Origin of the sequence: Burkholderia sp. BDU5, from assembly GCF_001522845.1 — a bacterium.
In the GTDB taxonomy this organism is placed as follows: Bacteria; Pseudomonadota; Gammaproteobacteria; order Burkholderiales; family Burkholderiaceae; genus Burkholderia; species Burkholderia mayonis.
The window spans coordinates 269,014-282,926 of the sequence record NZ_LOWC01000159.1; the positions used below are offsets into that span (position 1 = coordinate 269,014).

Annotated in this window: 13 protein-coding genes and 1 pseudogene; 8 read left to right on the forward strand and 6 right to left on the reverse strand. The window is 63.2% G+C overall.

Annotation, left to right across the window (positions count from 1 at the left end; translation table 11 throughout):
- Nucleotides 1-90: 90 nt before the first annotated feature.
- The 3 genes from gyrB to dnaA form a co-directional block, all read right to left on the reverse strand.
- A complete protein-coding gene (gene gyrB / locus WS69_RS26225; protein ID WP_059473547.1) occupies nucleotides 91-2,562 on the reverse strand; it encodes a DNA topoisomerase (ATP-hydrolyzing) subunit B in 2,472 nt (823 codons plus the stop codon).
- 189 nt (nucleotides 2,563-2,751) lie between these two features.
- Complete coding sequence (gene dnaN / locus WS69_RS26230) at nucleotides 2,752-3,855, reverse strand: DNA polymerase III subunit beta (protein WP_059473548.1); 1,104 nt, start codon at nucleotides 3,853-3,855, stop codon at nucleotides 2,752-2,754.
- A gap of 161 nt (nucleotides 3,856-4,016) precedes the next feature.
- Nucleotides 4,017-5,585, reverse strand: coding sequence for a chromosomal replication initiator protein DnaA (dnaA, locus tag WS69_RS26235; protein WP_059473549.1), 1,569 nt, complete (start codon nucleotides 5,583-5,585; stop codon nucleotides 4,017-4,019).
- A 445-nt stretch (nucleotides 5,586-6,030) separates the two neighbouring features.
- On the opposite strand from dnaA, the gene rpmH reads away from it, so the two are divergent.
- From rpmH to yidC, 4 genes are all read left to right on the forward strand, one after another.
- A complete protein-coding gene (gene rpmH / locus WS69_RS26240; protein ID WP_004198824.1) occupies nucleotides 6,031-6,165 on the forward strand; it encodes a 50S ribosomal protein L34 in 135 nt (44 codons plus the stop codon).
- A gap of 16 nt (nucleotides 6,166-6,181) precedes the next feature.
- The gene (rnpA, locus tag WS69_RS26245; protein WP_059473550.1) at nucleotides 6,182-6,649 is read left to right on the forward strand and encodes a ribonuclease P protein component; all 468 of its coding nucleotides are present in this window, start codon (nucleotides 6,182-6,184) and stop codon (nucleotides 6,647-6,649) included.
- A 79-nt stretch (nucleotides 6,650-6,728) separates the two neighbouring features.
- Nucleotides 6,729-6,998 carry a membrane protein insertion efficiency factor YidD gene (gene yidD / locus WS69_RS32365; protein ID WP_082716496.1) on the forward strand — a complete coding sequence of 90 codons (270 nt, stop codon included), beginning with the start codon at nucleotides 6,729-6,731 and terminating at the stop codon, nucleotides 6,996-6,998.
- 8 nt (nucleotides 6,999-7,006) lie between these two features.
- Nucleotides 7,007-8,677 carry a membrane protein insertase YidC gene (gene yidC, locus WS69_RS26250; RefSeq protein ID WP_059473551.1) on the forward strand — a complete coding sequence of 557 codons (1,671 nt, stop codon included), beginning with the start codon at nucleotides 7,007-7,009 and terminating at the stop codon, nucleotides 8,675-8,677.
- A gap of 153 nt (nucleotides 8,678-8,830) precedes the next feature.
- On the opposite strand, the gene WS69_RS26255 is transcribed toward yidC, so the two are convergent.
- Nucleotides 8,831-9,199, reverse strand: a complete 369-nt coding sequence (locus WS69_RS26255; RefSeq protein WP_231747224.1) for a helix-turn-helix domain-containing protein — start codon at nucleotides 9,197-9,199, stop codon at nucleotides 8,831-8,833.
- On the opposite strand from WS69_RS26255, the gene WS69_RS35135 reads away from it, so the two are divergent.
- On the forward strand, nucleotides 9,134-9,307 hold the full coding sequence (locus WS69_RS35135) for a hypothetical protein (protein ID WP_231747225.1): 174 nt from the start codon (nucleotides 9,134-9,136) through the stop codon (nucleotides 9,305-9,307). The genes WS69_RS26255 and WS69_RS35135 overlap by 66 nt on opposite strands.
- A 280-nt stretch (nucleotides 9,308-9,587) precedes the next feature.
- Nucleotides 9,588-10,991 carry a tRNA uridine-5-carboxymethylaminomethyl(34) synthesis GTPase MnmE gene (gene mnmE, locus WS69_RS26260; RefSeq protein ID WP_059473552.1) on the forward strand — a complete coding sequence of 468 codons (1,404 nt, stop codon included), beginning with the start codon at nucleotides 9,588-9,590 and terminating at the stop codon, nucleotides 10,989-10,991.
- Between the two features lie 163 nt (nucleotides 10,992-11,154).
- Here the strand turns inward: mnmE and WS69_RS32370 are convergent, their stop codons facing one another.
- On the reverse strand, nucleotides 11,155-11,859 hold the full coding sequence (locus WS69_RS32370) for a lysozyme inhibitor LprI family protein (protein ID WP_162498972.1): 705 nt from the start codon (nucleotides 11,857-11,859) through the stop codon (nucleotides 11,155-11,157).
- A 270-nt stretch (nucleotides 11,860-12,129) separates the two neighbouring features.
- Here WS69_RS32370 and WS69_RS32375 point away from each other — a divergent pair.
- Nucleotides 12,130-12,231: pseudogene (locus WS69_RS32375) on the forward strand (reverse transcriptase domain-containing protein); the annotation flags it as partial.
- A 343-nt stretch (nucleotides 12,232-12,574) separates the two neighbouring features.
- Here the strand turns inward: WS69_RS32375 and WS69_RS34350 are convergent.
- Nucleotides 12,575-12,745, reverse strand: a complete 171-nt coding sequence (locus WS69_RS34350) for a hypothetical protein (protein ID WP_010113186.1) — start codon at nucleotides 12,743-12,745, stop codon at nucleotides 12,575-12,577.
- A 160-nt stretch (nucleotides 12,746-12,905) separates the two neighbouring features.
- Between WS69_RS34350 and speG the strand changes: the two genes are divergently transcribed.
- A complete protein-coding gene (gene speG, locus WS69_RS26270) occupies nucleotides 12,906-13,466 on the forward strand; it encodes a spermidine N1-acetyltransferase (protein ID WP_059473554.1) in 561 nt (186 codons plus the stop codon).
- Nucleotides 13,467-13,913: the final 447 nt, after the last annotated feature.

Here is a 13,913-nt window from a genome sequence, read left to right on the forward strand (position 1 = left end):
ACCCCCGAGAATTTTCACTAAATGCGACTTCGGTTGTCACTATTTGTGGGACATTTTTCACTAATAGTGCCATTCGGCACGAAGGTAACCTCAAACATCAATATTCCCCGCCCTTAACGCATTATTCTCGATAAACGCCCGACGCGGCTCGACCTCATCCCCCATCAGCGTGGTAAAGATCCCGTCGGCAGCAATCGCATCCTCGATCTGCACGCGCAGCAACCGCCGCACGGCCGGATCCATCGTCGTTTCCCACAGCTGCTCAGGATTCATCTCACCCAAGCCCTTATACCGTTGCTTCGACATATTCCGCTCGGCGTCGGTCATCAGCCACTTCATCGCGTTCTTGAAGTCGGACACGTTCGAGCTGCGCTCCCCGCGCTTGATCATCGCGCCTGCGCCGATCAGCCCCTTGAACGTATGCGCGGTATTCACGAGCTGCTGATAATCGGCCGTGAGCTGGAACTCCTCGTCGAGGACCGACACGCGCACGTTGCCGTGATGCGTGCGCTCGATACGCAGCGAACGCACCTCGCGCACCGGATCGTAGGTCGGCACGACGCGCACTTCCGTCTTCGTCGCATCATCGCTGAGCGCCGCGGCCAGCGACTTCGCCGACGCCTCCGTCGACGCCTCGTTCGACAGGTCGATCGCGACGCCGTCCATGATCGCTTCGAGCCCGGCCGGATCGTACAGGCGGCTCAGCCGCTTGACGACGCCCTGCGCGAGCAGATACGAGCGCGCGAGCTCGCCGAGCGCGTCGCCCGAGATCGGCGTGCCGTTCTCGGTCGGCACGAGCTCCGAACCCTGCAGCGCGAGGCGCAGCATGTGCGCGTCCAGCTCGGTGTCGTCCTTCAGGTAGCGCTCGTCGCGTCCCGCCTTCACCTTGTAGAGCGGCGGCTGCGCGATGTACACGTAGCCGCGCTCGATCATCTCCGGCATCTGCCGGTAGAAGAACGTGAGCAGCAGCGTGCGGATGTGCGCGCCGTCGACGTCCGCGTCGGTCATGATGATGATCCGGTGGTAGCGGAGCTTGTCGAGGTTGTAGTCGTCCTTGCCGATCCCGCAGCCGAGCGCGGTCACGAGCGTGACGATCTGCTCGGACGACAGCAGCTTGTCGTAGCGCGCCTTCTCGACGTTCAGCACCTTGCCGCGCAGCGGCAGGATCGCCTGGAACTTGCGGTCGCGGCCCTGCTTCGCCGAGCCGCCCGCCGAGTCGCCCTCGACGATGTAGATTTCCGACTTCGCCGGGTCCTTCTCCTGGCAGTCCGCAAGCTTGCCCGGCAGGCCGACGCCGTCGAGCACGCCCTTGCGGCGCGTCATCTCGCGCGCCTTGCGCGCGGCGTCGCGCGCGCGCGCCGCTTCGACGATCTTGCCGCAGATGATCTTCGCGTCGCTCGGCGTCTCGAGCAGGAATTCCTCGAGCGCCTTCGCGACGACTTCCTCGACCGGCGCGCGCACTTCCGACGACACCAGTTTGTCCTTCGTCTGCGAGCTGAACTTCGGCTCGGGCACCTTCACCGACAGCACGCACGACAGGCCTTCGCGCATGTCGTCGCCGGAGGTTTCGACCTTCGCCTTCTTCGCGATCTCGTTGTCGACGATGTACTTGTTGATCACGCGCGTCATCGCCGCGCGCAGGCCTGTCAAGTGCGTGCCGCCGTCGCGCTGCGGGATGTTGTTCGTGAAGCACAGCACGTTTTCGTTGTAGCTGTCGTTCCACTGCATCGCCACTTCGACGCCGACGCCGTCCTTCTCGCCGTTGATGTGGAAGATCGTCGGGTGCAGCACGGTCTTCGTCTTGTTGATGTACTCGACGAAGCCCTTCACGCCGCCGACGAACGCGAAATCGTCTTCCTTGCCCGAGCGCAGGTCGGTGAGGCGGATGCGCACGCCGTTGTTCAGGAACGACAGCTCGCGGATGCGTTTCGCGAGGATGTCGTAGTGGTATTCGACGGTGCCGAAGATCGTCGGATCGGCCATGAAATGCACTTCGGTGCCGCGGTTCTCGGTTTCGCCGACGACCTGCATCGGCGAGACGTCGACGCCGTCGCGCGTTTCGATCGCGCGATTCTGGGCGATGCCGCGATGGAACTCCATGAAGTGCTTTTTGCCGTTGCGGCGCACGGTGAGACGCAGCCAGCTCGACAGCGCGTTCACGCACGACACGCCGACGCCGTGCAGGCCGCCCGACACCTTGTAGCTGTTCTGGTCGAACTTGCCGCCCGCGTGCAGTTCGGTCATCACGATTTCGGCGGCGCTGCGCTTCGGCTCGTGCTTGTCGTTGAGCTTGACGTCGGTCGGGATGCCGCGGCCGTTGTCGGTCACGGAGATCGAGTTGTCCGCGTGAATGGTCACGTGGATGTCGTTGCAGTAGCCGGCGAGCGCTTCGTCGATGGAGTTGTCGAGCACCTCGAACACGAGGTGATGCAGACCGGTGCCGTCCGACGTGTCGCCGATGTACATCCCGGGACGCTTGCGCACCGCTTCCAGCCCCTCGAGGATCTGGATCGACGACGCGCCGTAGCTGTTTTCGGGCTGCGAATTGTGCTGTTCAGTCATGGGTTTCTTCCGGTTCTGCTGGGCTGCTCAGTTGGCGGCGGGGTGCTTCTGCCGAGAAAACCCGGGCCGCCTCGGGTTTTTCGCCCCTTGCGGGGACCGGCGTCGTGCGCCGGCGCTCGAGCATCCGAATCGCCATAAAAACGCCAAAGGGGCGTGGCGCCCCTTGGTGTGTCCGGCGAGTCGTGCGCGTCAGATGCGCATCGGCATCACCACGTACTTGAATTCGTCGTTCTCGGGCACGGTGATGAGGGCGCTCGAGCTGGCGTCGCCGAGGCTCACCTGAACGGTGTCGACCTTCAGGTTCGCGAGCACGTCGAGCAGATACGTGACGTTGAAGCCGATGTCGACCGTGTCGCCCTGGTAGGCGATTTCCAGTTCTTCCTGCGCCTCTTCCTGGTCGGCGTTGGTCGACATGATTTTCAACTGGCCGGGCGCGATGATGCAGCGCACGCCCTTGAACTTGTCGGACGTGAGGATTGCTGCGCGCTGCAGCGAGCGCTGCAGCTCTTCGCGGCCGATTTCGAACGAGTTCTTGTGCGCCTTCGGGATCACGCGCTGGAAGTCGGGGAACTTGCCCTCGACGAGTTTCGACACCAGCTCGACCTGACCGAACGTGAACTTTGCCTGGGTCTGCGCGATGTCGATCTTGACCGTGTCGTCGATGTCCTCGAGCAGGCGCTGCAGCTCGAGAATCGTCTTGCGCGGGACGATCACTTCCTGGCGGCCGAACGAGCCTTCGATCTTCATCGACGAGAACGCGAGGCGGTGGCCGTCCGTCGCGACGGCCATCAGGCGGTCGCCGTCGACGACGAGCAGCATCCCGTTCAGGTAGTAGCGGATGTCCTGCTGCGCCATCGCGAAGTACACCATGCCGAGGAGCTGGCGGAACGCCTTCTGCGGGACGGAGAGGCTCGCGCCGAAATCCTTCGCCTGCGCGACGGTCGGGAACTCGTCGGCCGCGAGCGTTTGCAGTGCGAAGCGGCTCTTGCCGGATTGGACTGTCAGGCGCTTGTCGGCGAGCGTCAGCGTGACCTGGCCGTCCGGCATCGCGCGCAGGATGTCGAGCAGCTTGCGGGCCGCGACGGTCGTCGCGACCTGGTCGCCGCCGACGCCGAAGTCGGCGCGCGTCGTGATCTGGAGCTCGAGGTCGGTCGACAGGAACGACACGTCCGGGCCGTTCTTCGTGATCAACAGATTGGCGAGGATCGGCAACGTGTGGCGGCGTTCGACGATACCGCTCACGGTTTGCAGCGGCCTAAGGAGGGTGTCTCGTTCGGTCTTGACCAGTTGCATAGAGTTCCTTCGTTCAAATAACGGCCTGCAAGCCTCGCAGCGCCACGCCGGGGGGCCGTCGGCCCGCCGCCGGCGAGGCGGTCAAACCTGTATTGTGCCTCAAAACCAAACCGCCCCTTTTAAATTGGGGCGCTTCCGCCATTCACAAGCCCTCGCGCGCATCAGCCCTTGAGCGTCTGCTCGAGCACGTGCAACTCGTGGTTGAGCTGCGCGTCCTTGCCTCGCTCGTCGGCGATCTTGCGCACCGCGTGCAGCACGGTCGTGTGATCGCGCCCGCCGAACAGCTCGCCGATTTCGGGCAGGCTCTTCTGCGTGAGCTCCTTCGCGAGGTACATCGCGATCTGCCGCGGCCGCGCGATGTTCGCGGGGCGCTTCTTCGAGTACATGTCGGCGACCTTGATGTTGTAGAAGTCGGCGACCGTCTTCTGGATGTTCTCGACCGAGATCTGCCGGTTCTGCACGGTGAGCAGATCCTTCAGCGCCTCCTTCGTCAGCTCGATCGTGATCTCGCGGCCGTGGAACTTCGAGTAAGCGAGGATCTTGCGCAGCGCGCCCTCGAGCTCGCGCACGTTCGAGCGCAGATGCTTCGCGACGAAGAACGCGACGTCCTCCGACAGGCTCACGCCCTCCGACTGCGCCTTGCGCATCAGGATCGCGACGCGCATCTCGAGCTCGGGCGGCTCGATCGCGACGGTCAAGCCCGAGTCGAAGCGCGAGATCAGGCGATCGTCGATGCCGGAGATCTCCTTCGGATACGTGTCGCTCGTGATGATCACCTGCGCCTTGTTCGCGACGAGCGCCTCGAACGCGTAGAAGAACTCCTCCTGCGTGCGCGACTTGCCCGAGAAGAACTGGATATCGTCGATGAGGAGCAGGTCGAGCGAATGATAGTAGCGTTTGAAGTCGTCGAACGCCTTGCGCTGGTAGGCCTTCACGACGTCGGACACGTACTGCTCCGCGTGGATGTAGCGGATGCGCGCGCCGGGCTTGTCGAGCAACAGTTGGTTGCCGATCGCGTGGATCAGGTGGGTCTTGCCGAGGCCGACGCCGCCGTACAGGAACAGCGGGTTGTACGAGATGCCCGGGTTGTCGGCGACCTGGATCGCCGCCGCGCGAGCGAGCTGGTTCGCCTTGCCGGTCACGAAGTTGTCGAACGTGAGCACGGGATTGAGCTTCGAGCGCTCGTACATCGAATCGGTTTCGCCGTTCGCGTTCGCCGCGCCCGGGCGCCACGTGCGGCGGCCGGCCGCCGCTTCGTGAGCGGTGAGGCTCGGCAGGTCGAGGTCGGCGGCTTCGTCGGCGTTCAGCGCGGCGGCGTTCGCCTGCGCGGCCTGCGCCGCGGCGACTGCCGCATGGATGCCGGGGGCGGCTGTGGTGCCGGTGTCGGCGGCGCTCGCCGTCGCGGCCGCCGCCGCGGGGCCTGCGGACGGCAGCGGCGCGCGGGGTGCGAGCGGCGTCGCGCCTGCGGCGGCGCGCTGGCCCGCTTTCGGATCGAGCACGAATTGCACTTCGATCGGCGCGTTCCAGAAATCGCGGGCCAGATCGGAGATCCGGCCCGAGAACTGGCTCTTGACCCAGTCGAGCTTGAAGCGGTTCGGTGCGGCGATCGACAGCGTGTTCGCAGCGGCATCGAAGGCGATCGGGGCCAAGGGTTTGATCCACGTCACGTACTGTTGGGGCGTCAATTCACGCTCCAATAGCGCGGAACAGTGTTGCCAGAAATCGTTCATCGAAGAGCTGTCGTTGTTTCGGTTGCACGTACGGCACGCGGCCACCCTTGTCGCGGATGCGCAACAAGGCCCGGTGCGGCCGTGCGGACGTGCCTCGGACGCTTGCGCGACAAAGGTTTGAGCGCGAGCGCGGGCCGAGGCGGCGTGCGGGATTCTTGGAGATAAGGCGAGATTCTACCGCCAAACGCGGTGCGCGCGGGAGTTATCCACAGGGCCGAGTCGTCGGCGGGGAGCGATCGCCACAGGGCGTGGAGCCGGGGATCGGCGCCGCCGATGCGGTCCCGGCATGCCTCTAACGTATTGACCGCCAAGAGAAAAACGGTTTAAATAGCGGGTTCCGCGAAAACCAATCCTGCTATTTTCGGCGATTGCGTTCGCCCGGTTGCCTCGAAAGAGGGGGCGCGCGGTCCCTGATTCCCGATATTCTCGAACAAGTGAGAGCGACATGAAACGTACCTACCAACCTTCCGTGACGCGCCGCAAGCGCACCCATGGCTTCCGCGTGCGCATGAAGACGGCTGGCGGCCGCAAGGTCATCAACGCCCGCCGCGCGAAGGGCCGCAAGCGTCTCGCCATCTAAGGGCGGGCCGCGCGCCGTGTCCGCCGTCCGCAGCGATGCGGGCGAGGCAGCCGTTGTCCCGGGTTCGATTCCGTTGCAAGCGTCCGCCGCCTTTCCCAAAGCTGCGCGACTTCTGAAAACGGATGAATTTTCATCCGTTTTTCGTTTGCGCCCGTGGCGGCGCACCGCGCACTTCGTGGTCTACGGCAAGCCGACGGGGCGCGATGCGCGTCTTGGACTCGTCATCGGCAAGAAGTACGCTCCGCGTGCGGTGACGCGGAATCTGGTCAAGCGGCTCGCCCGCGAAGCGTTTCGCACGCGTCGCGCCGAGTTCGCCGGCTGGGACATCCTGCTGCGCCTGCATACGCGCTTCGACAAGAAGGCGATGCCGAGCGCGGCATCCGCGCCGCTCGCGGCGCTGTGCGCGGGCGAGATTCGCGAGCTGCTCGACCGGGCAGCCCGGGAGATCGTCCGTCGCAACGGGGCGAAGCCCGCGTCCGAGTGACGCGCCGACGCCCGTCGCGGACGGCGGCCAGCCGTCCGCCCGATTGGCTCGAACGCGGCGCATCGGCGCCGCCACTGCTATGCAAACGGTTTTGATCGCGTTGCTGCGCTTCTACAAGGTTGCCGTGAGCCCGCTGCTCGGCAGCCGTTGCCGTTTTTATCCTTCCTGTTCGGATTACGCGCGCGAGGCAATCCAGTATCATGGCGCCGCGCGCGGCACTTACCTTGCCGCCAGGCGCCTGTGCCGATGCCATCCGTTCTCCGCGGGCGGCATCGACCTCGTCCCGCCGCCCAACTCCGACGCACGCAACGCTCCTCACAAAGCTGAGGCGTCGTCCCATCGACTCTGAGACAACGCATGGATATCAAACGCACCGTCCTATGGGTGATCTTCTTCATGTCAGCGGTCATGCTGTTCGACAACTGGCAGCGATCCCACGGACGCCCGTCGATGTTCTTCCCGAACGTCACGCAGACGAGCACCGCGTCGAACGCGACTAACGGCGCGTCTGGCGCAAGCGCGGCATCGGCGGCGAACGCGCTGCCGGCGGCCGCGACGGGCGCGGCCCCCGCGACGACCGCGCCTGCGGCGCAGGCGCAGCTCGTGCGCTTCTCGACCGACGTCTACGACGGCGAGATCGACACGCGCGGCGGCACGCTCGCGAAGCTGACGCTGAAGAAAGAGGGCGACGGCAAGCAGCCCGACCTGTTCGTCACGCTGTTCGACCACGCCGCGAACCACACGTATCTCGCGCGCACGGGCCTCCTCGGCGGAGATTTCCCGAACCACAACGACGTCTACTCGCAGGTCGCGGGGCCGACGTCGCTGTCGGGCGACCAGAACACGCTGAAGCTGTCGTTCGAATCGCCGGTGAAGGGCGGCGTGAAGGTGGTGAAGACGTACACGTTCACGCGCGGCAGCTACGTGATCGGCGTCGACACGAAGATCGACAATGTCGGCACGGCGCCCGTGACGCCGACCGTCTACATGGAGCTCGTGCGCGACAACACGCCCGTCGAGACGCCGCTCTTCTCGCACACGTTTCTCGGGCCGGCGGTCTACACCGACCAGAAGCACTTCCAGAAGATCAACTTCAGCGACGTCGACAAGAACAAGGCCGATTACGTGACGTCTGCCGACAACGGCTGGATCGCGATGGTGCAGCACTACTTCGCGTCCGCGTGGATTCCGCAGCAAGGCGCGAAGCGCGACATCTACGTCGAAAAGATCGATCCGTCGCTGTACCGCGTCGGCGTGAAGCAGCCGGTCGCGGCGATCGCGCCGGGCCAGTCGGCCGACGTGTCCGCGCGCCTCTTCGCCGGTCCGGAAGAAGAGCGGATGCTCGAAGGCATCGCGCCGGGCCTCGAGCTCGTGAAAGACTACGGCTGGGTGACGATCATCGCGAAGCCACTGTTCTGGCTGCTCGAGAAGATCCACGGCTTCGTCGGCAACTGGGGCTGGGCGATCGTTCTGCTCACGCTGCTGATCAAGGCGGTGTTCTTCCCGCTGTCGGCGGCGAGCTACAAGTCGATGGCGCGGATGAAGGAAATCACGCCGCGGATGCAGGCGCTGCGCGAGCGCTTCAAGAGCGATCCGCAGAAGATGAACGCGGCGCTGATGGAGCTCTACAAGACTGAGAAGGTGAATCCGTTCGGCGGCTGCCTGCCGGTGGTGATCCAGATCCCGGTATTCATCTCGCTGTATTGGGTGCTGCTCGCGTCGGTGGAAATGCGCGGCGCGCCGTGGGTTCTTTGGATTCACGATCTGTCGCAGCGCGATCCGTACTTCATCCTGCCGGTGCTGATGGCCGTCTCGATGTTCGTGCAGACGAAGCTGAATCCGACCCCGCCGGATCCGGTCCAGGCGAAGATGATGATGTTCATGCCGATCGCGTTCTCGGTGATGTTCTTCTTCTTCCCGGCCGGTCTCGTGCTGTACTACGTGGTGAACAACGTGCTGTCGATCGCGCAGCAGTACTACATCACGCGCACGCTCGGCGGCGCCGCGGCGAAGAAAAAGGCGAGCTGACACTCGGCTGGTCGAAAAAGGGGCGACGCAGTTCGCCCCTTTTTTTCGAGCCGCGCCGAGTGATCGTGCGGTCGTGCGTCGTTTCGACCGAGGATGCGAAAAAGCCGCCTGTTGGTCAGGCGGCTTTTTTTTATTGAGGCCGGCGGCGCGCGATCAGCGCTTCGAGGTGTCGCCGTAGAACTGTTCGATCAGTTCCTGCACCAGATAGCGGTGATGCGGTGACAGCGCCTCGATCTTCGACGCGAGCTCGATCGTCTCCGGCGTCGGCGGATATTTTTCGTCGCGCGGCAACGGCTGCGGCGTCGTGCGCGCCGCGCTCGGCGGCGGACCGTAATGCAGCCAATGCAGGTCGACCCGCAGCCACTCGGCAAGCGTGCGAAGCTTGTCAGGAGTCGGAATCGTGCGGCCCGTCAGCCATTTGTGCGCAGTTTGCGGAGAAACCGGATGCTCGCCGTGATGACGCAAATTGAAATGCAAAGCGAGTTCCGTCGCGCCGGTCACTTTTTCTGGGCTGCGCAACAAGGCGAATTTGAGACGTTCGGTGAACGCCGCTTTTTCTTCGAGTGTCGGCATGGCCAGATTGTGCAGTTCGACCGCTGCCAGGAAGACAACCAATCGGGTTATGTTTAGCCCAACTGAGTGATTGTTTAACTGGTGGATGCCAGAGGTTGCGACTGCGTGCGAGTGCGCTCATGCTTGCTGATTGGCGGTCGAGGTCGTTTCGTCGGCGACACGCCGGAAATTCGTCGTATGAATTGATTAGCGCAACTAAGATAAACAGAAAATTGCGGAAAATGGCGGGTTGGAACGTGGTCTGCGCAATAGTATTGCGCAGTCGGGCTACAATTCGGCATTCAAAGATATCTCCGGTTTTTTTGATTGCCATTTCATTTATTTCAGATTTATCGCCATGCTTGCCACTGATTCCGATCCGATCGTCGCCATTGCCACCGCGTCAGGCCGGGGCGGAATCGGCGTCGTGCGCATTTCGCTCGGACGCGCCGGAGAAGCGGCGGCGCTCGCGCTGAGCGACGCGCTGTGCGGCACGCGGCTCGCGCCGCGTCATGCGGCCTACGTGCCGTTTCTCGACGACGCCGGTGAGCCGCTCGATCGCGGCATCGCGCTCTATTTCCCGGCGCCGCACTCGTATACCGGCGAGCACGTGCTCGAGTTGCAAGGCCACGGTGGCCCGATCGTGCTGCAGCTCGTGCTGCAGCGCTGCCTCGACGCGGGGCGCGCGTACGGCTTGCGGCTCGCCGAGCCGGGCGAATTCACGCGCCGCGCATTCTTGAACGACAAGCTCGACCTCGCGCAGGCCGAGGCCGTCGCCGATCTGATCGAGGCGAGCACCGAGGCCGCCGCGCGCTCAGCCGGCCGGTCGCTCGACGGTGCGTTCTCGCGTGACATCCACGCACTCGTCGACGACGTGATCGCGCTCCGGATGCTCGTCGAGGCGACGCTCGATTTTCCGGAAGAGGAAATCGACTTTCTGGAGGCTGCGGATGCGCGCGGCAAGCTCGCGCGCATTCACGAGCGGCTCGCGCACGTGCTCGGCGACGCCCGGCGGGGGGCGCTGCTGCGCGAGGGGCTGTCGATCGTGCTCGCGGGGCAGCCGAACGTCGGCAAGTCGTCGCTATTGAACGCGCTTGCGGGCGCGGAGCTCGCGATCGTCACGTCGATCGCCGGCACGACGCGCGACAAAGTCGCGCAGACGATCCAGGTCGAGGGCATTCCGCTGCACATCATCGACACGGCGGGGCTGCGCGAGACGGAGGACGAGGTCGAGAAGATCGGCATCGCGCGTACGTGGGGCGAAATCGAGCGGGCGGACGTCGTGCTGCATTTGCTCGATGCGCGCAGTGGGCTCGGCGCCGACGACCGAGCGATTGCCGCGCGTTTTCCGGCCGGGGTGCCGGTCGTGTGCGTGCTGAACAAGACGGATCTGACGGGCACGCCGGCGTCGGTGGTGCGGGTGGGCGGCGGAGAGGACGGCGCGGAGGTGTGCGAAGTGCGGCTGTCGGCGAAGCGCGGCGACGGGATCGATTTGCTGCGCGGCGAGCTGCTGCGGATCGCCGGATGGCAGGCAGGCGCGGAAAGCGTGTACCTCGCGCGCGAGCGGCATCTGATCGCGCTGCGCGCGGCGCGGGCGCATCTCGCGCGGGCGACCGAGCATGCGGATCAGAATGCTCAAGCGCTGGATCTCTTCGCCGAGGAACTGCGGCTCGCACAGGAGCAGCTCAATTCGATCACAGGGGAGTTTACTTCTGATGATTTGTTGGGGGTGATCTTTAGTCGGTTTTGTATCGGGAAGTAGCCCGTCGACCGACGATTGCGCAGCAACACCGACGCAGGATCGGATCACCAGCGGCGTTATCCGGAATCGGATTCTTGCTGCGGCATGCAGAGCGGCGGATGGGGCCGAGCGGTCCCAGGTGTCTCGTTCCCAAGCTGACACATGGCGTAGGCGATGCCGAGTCTCACTGCGACTGCGCGTTCACGTCCCCCGTCTGAGCGATCTTGGTTAAGACCTCTTTTTGATAGGCGTACCACGAAACAAGACAGGGCTTGTCACGGCAATTCTTCTCACGGTAGTTCCATTGCTTGCGTGTGCGCTCGGCGAATGCAGCCTTGTCGGGAACCGCTTCTTTTGCTTGCTGATAGATGGTTGCGAGTTCGCGATCGGACGCCGCGAGTTCCGGGTCATGGCAGATCAGATATTCGGGAATTGATCTGGCCTTTGAGCAATCGAAACTTGTTTGTTGTGGAATTGATTCCGTCGTCGAGTCTTGCGGTGTCGACTGAGCCGAAGCCGTGGCCGGGGTATCGATGGATGGAACTGCAACTGGCCGAGGCATCGGTGCAGTCTGACCATACGGTCTCAGTTGGCCCGATAATGCGTCTTCCAGCATTGCGCCTACCAGCGAATTCGGCACGACACGAATAGTCTCGGTCTTTAGCACCGACGTGCCGGACATGATCTGCACTTTCGCAAAATTGCACGGTGCTTGGCATGTCAAGCGCGTCGCATAATTTTCGTTGTCCGGATCAAGCATCAGCAATACGTACGTTCCATCCCGAAGACCGACATAACGCATCATGACGAGGGGCTTCGCTGCTTTGCCGCTTCGAACGTCATCTTCACTCAAGGCCGGCTCGTAGCCATATGTACCGTCTTGTTCCATCGCGTACTGATGAGAGGGCGGCGGAGGCTCGGGCGCAGTGGGCGGTGGGGAGGCGTTGTTGGAACTGCGCGCAGACGTTGGCTGCTGCGGACTCGCCGAGGTAGTAGGCACCTCCTGTTTGCTGGAGCTATTGCAAGCGCCAAGCGTTGCCACCAATAGGCACGACAGCATCAGAGTCCTCATCGTTCACCCCGTCACATTGTGCTAGTTCTCGTACAGCCGACAGCGCAATTGCTTTTTGATTCTAGTGCTGCGCATCGCATCGAGGATGCCCGCCGGGTGGCCGCGAACAGTCGGCGATGGTGGCGCAACAGCCGCCTGCTGATGAACCGCGTCATGCCGATCGCCTACTTCGACCGCCTTGGGTACCCCGGCTCTCATGACATCAACTGCTCGAACCGCCCGGTGTGGACCCGCATGCCGGGTGGTATGGAGGGGATCGGTCAGACCACCTGACCGCCCCTATCCCGATCCGGGCCGCAGCGGCCGGACGATCTGCTGCGATTCGCATGTCGGTTCGCGCGCGACGTGTGACACGGTCCAAGCAAACGCCGAACCTGGCTTGCCACCGGATTCGGCGTATCGAACGAAATCATGCGTGCACGGCATGCGGAACTGCGCGCCGTATGTTCTCCGTCGCCGCCGTGCCGATGCGCGGCGGATGTCTTCTCGTATGCGGCAAATCCGCGCGGCCGGCGCGGACGACTCGACACCGTCAATGCCCTCGCCGCAGGATGCGCCACGGATGGCGCCAGTCGATATGCGGCGCGTGCTCGTCGCGCGGATGCTGCAGGCGGTGCTCCTGCCAGAGTTCGTCGGAGTACAGCACCGCGACGATGAGAAGCGGCAGTACGAGAAAAACGCCCAGTATCACTTGCTCGATCACGATAGCCTCCATCGCGGGGCGGGAACCCTCGATTCATTTTAGGCTCTGTACAAGTGCCCGCAGTCATTTTCCGTCGATGCATCCTTCGACGCACTCCGCGCTTGCCCGGGTGTCCATACCGCTCGCACGCCGTCTCCCGAATGACTCAAGGACAACCACCATGCAAATCCAGAACGAACAACATACGCTTGCGCTGAGACCGCTCGAACGTCAAGACCTCCGTTTCGTCCACGAACTGAACAACGACGCGAAGATCATGCGTTACTGGTTCGAAGAGCCGTACGAAACGTTCACGGAGCTGTCGCAGCTATACGACCAGCACGTGCACGACCAGCGCGAGCGCCGCTTCGTCGCGGCCGGTCCGGACGGCGAACTCGTCGGTCTCGTCGAACTGATCGAGCTCGACTACATCCATCGTCGCGGCGAGTTCCAGATCATCATCGCGCCGAACCGGCAGGGACGCGGGTACGCGACGCGCGCGACCCGGCTCGCCGTCGAATATGCGTTCAAGGTACTGAACCTGCGCAAGCTGTATTTGATCGTCGACAAATCGAATGCTGCGGCGATCCGGGTTTACGAGAAATGCGGTTTCCAGCACGAGGCCGAATTGATCGAAGAATTTTTCGGCAATGGCCAATATCACAACGCTTTGAGAATGTGCATTTTCCAGCGCGATTATTTCGTCGCCCAGCCGAACGCGGAATTGCACGGCCGCGAATAACGCCGGCTGGCGTATACACCGTAAGCGCCACACCGGTCGGGGTATGGCGCTTATGGCAATGGAACGAATGCCGGGTGCAAAAGCACCTGGCATTTTTCTTGTATTCCGCAGGTCAGAAAAATTTCCATGCGGCGCGCGATATTTTTCGACGACTTTATGTGCGATGCATCAAATCGCTAACCGACTCCTTTTAAATTATCCAACTCGTTCATCGTGGGAAACCATGCACCACTGAAAGGCTTGTGGGGCAAGACTTTTGGGCATCCGAATCGTCCGGAAAGTGCATTCGTGCCGTGACCGGGCGCGGCAGCGTACTCAGCAAACGGAGCGGTGCGGTGGGTGCGGCAATTCGTCGCTATTGCGGTCGCACAACGAATGTGCTTGAGATCGCCTTCGCATCTTCTAGCATGAGAAAACGTGGGTCGACGCAAGCCTTTAAATACATAG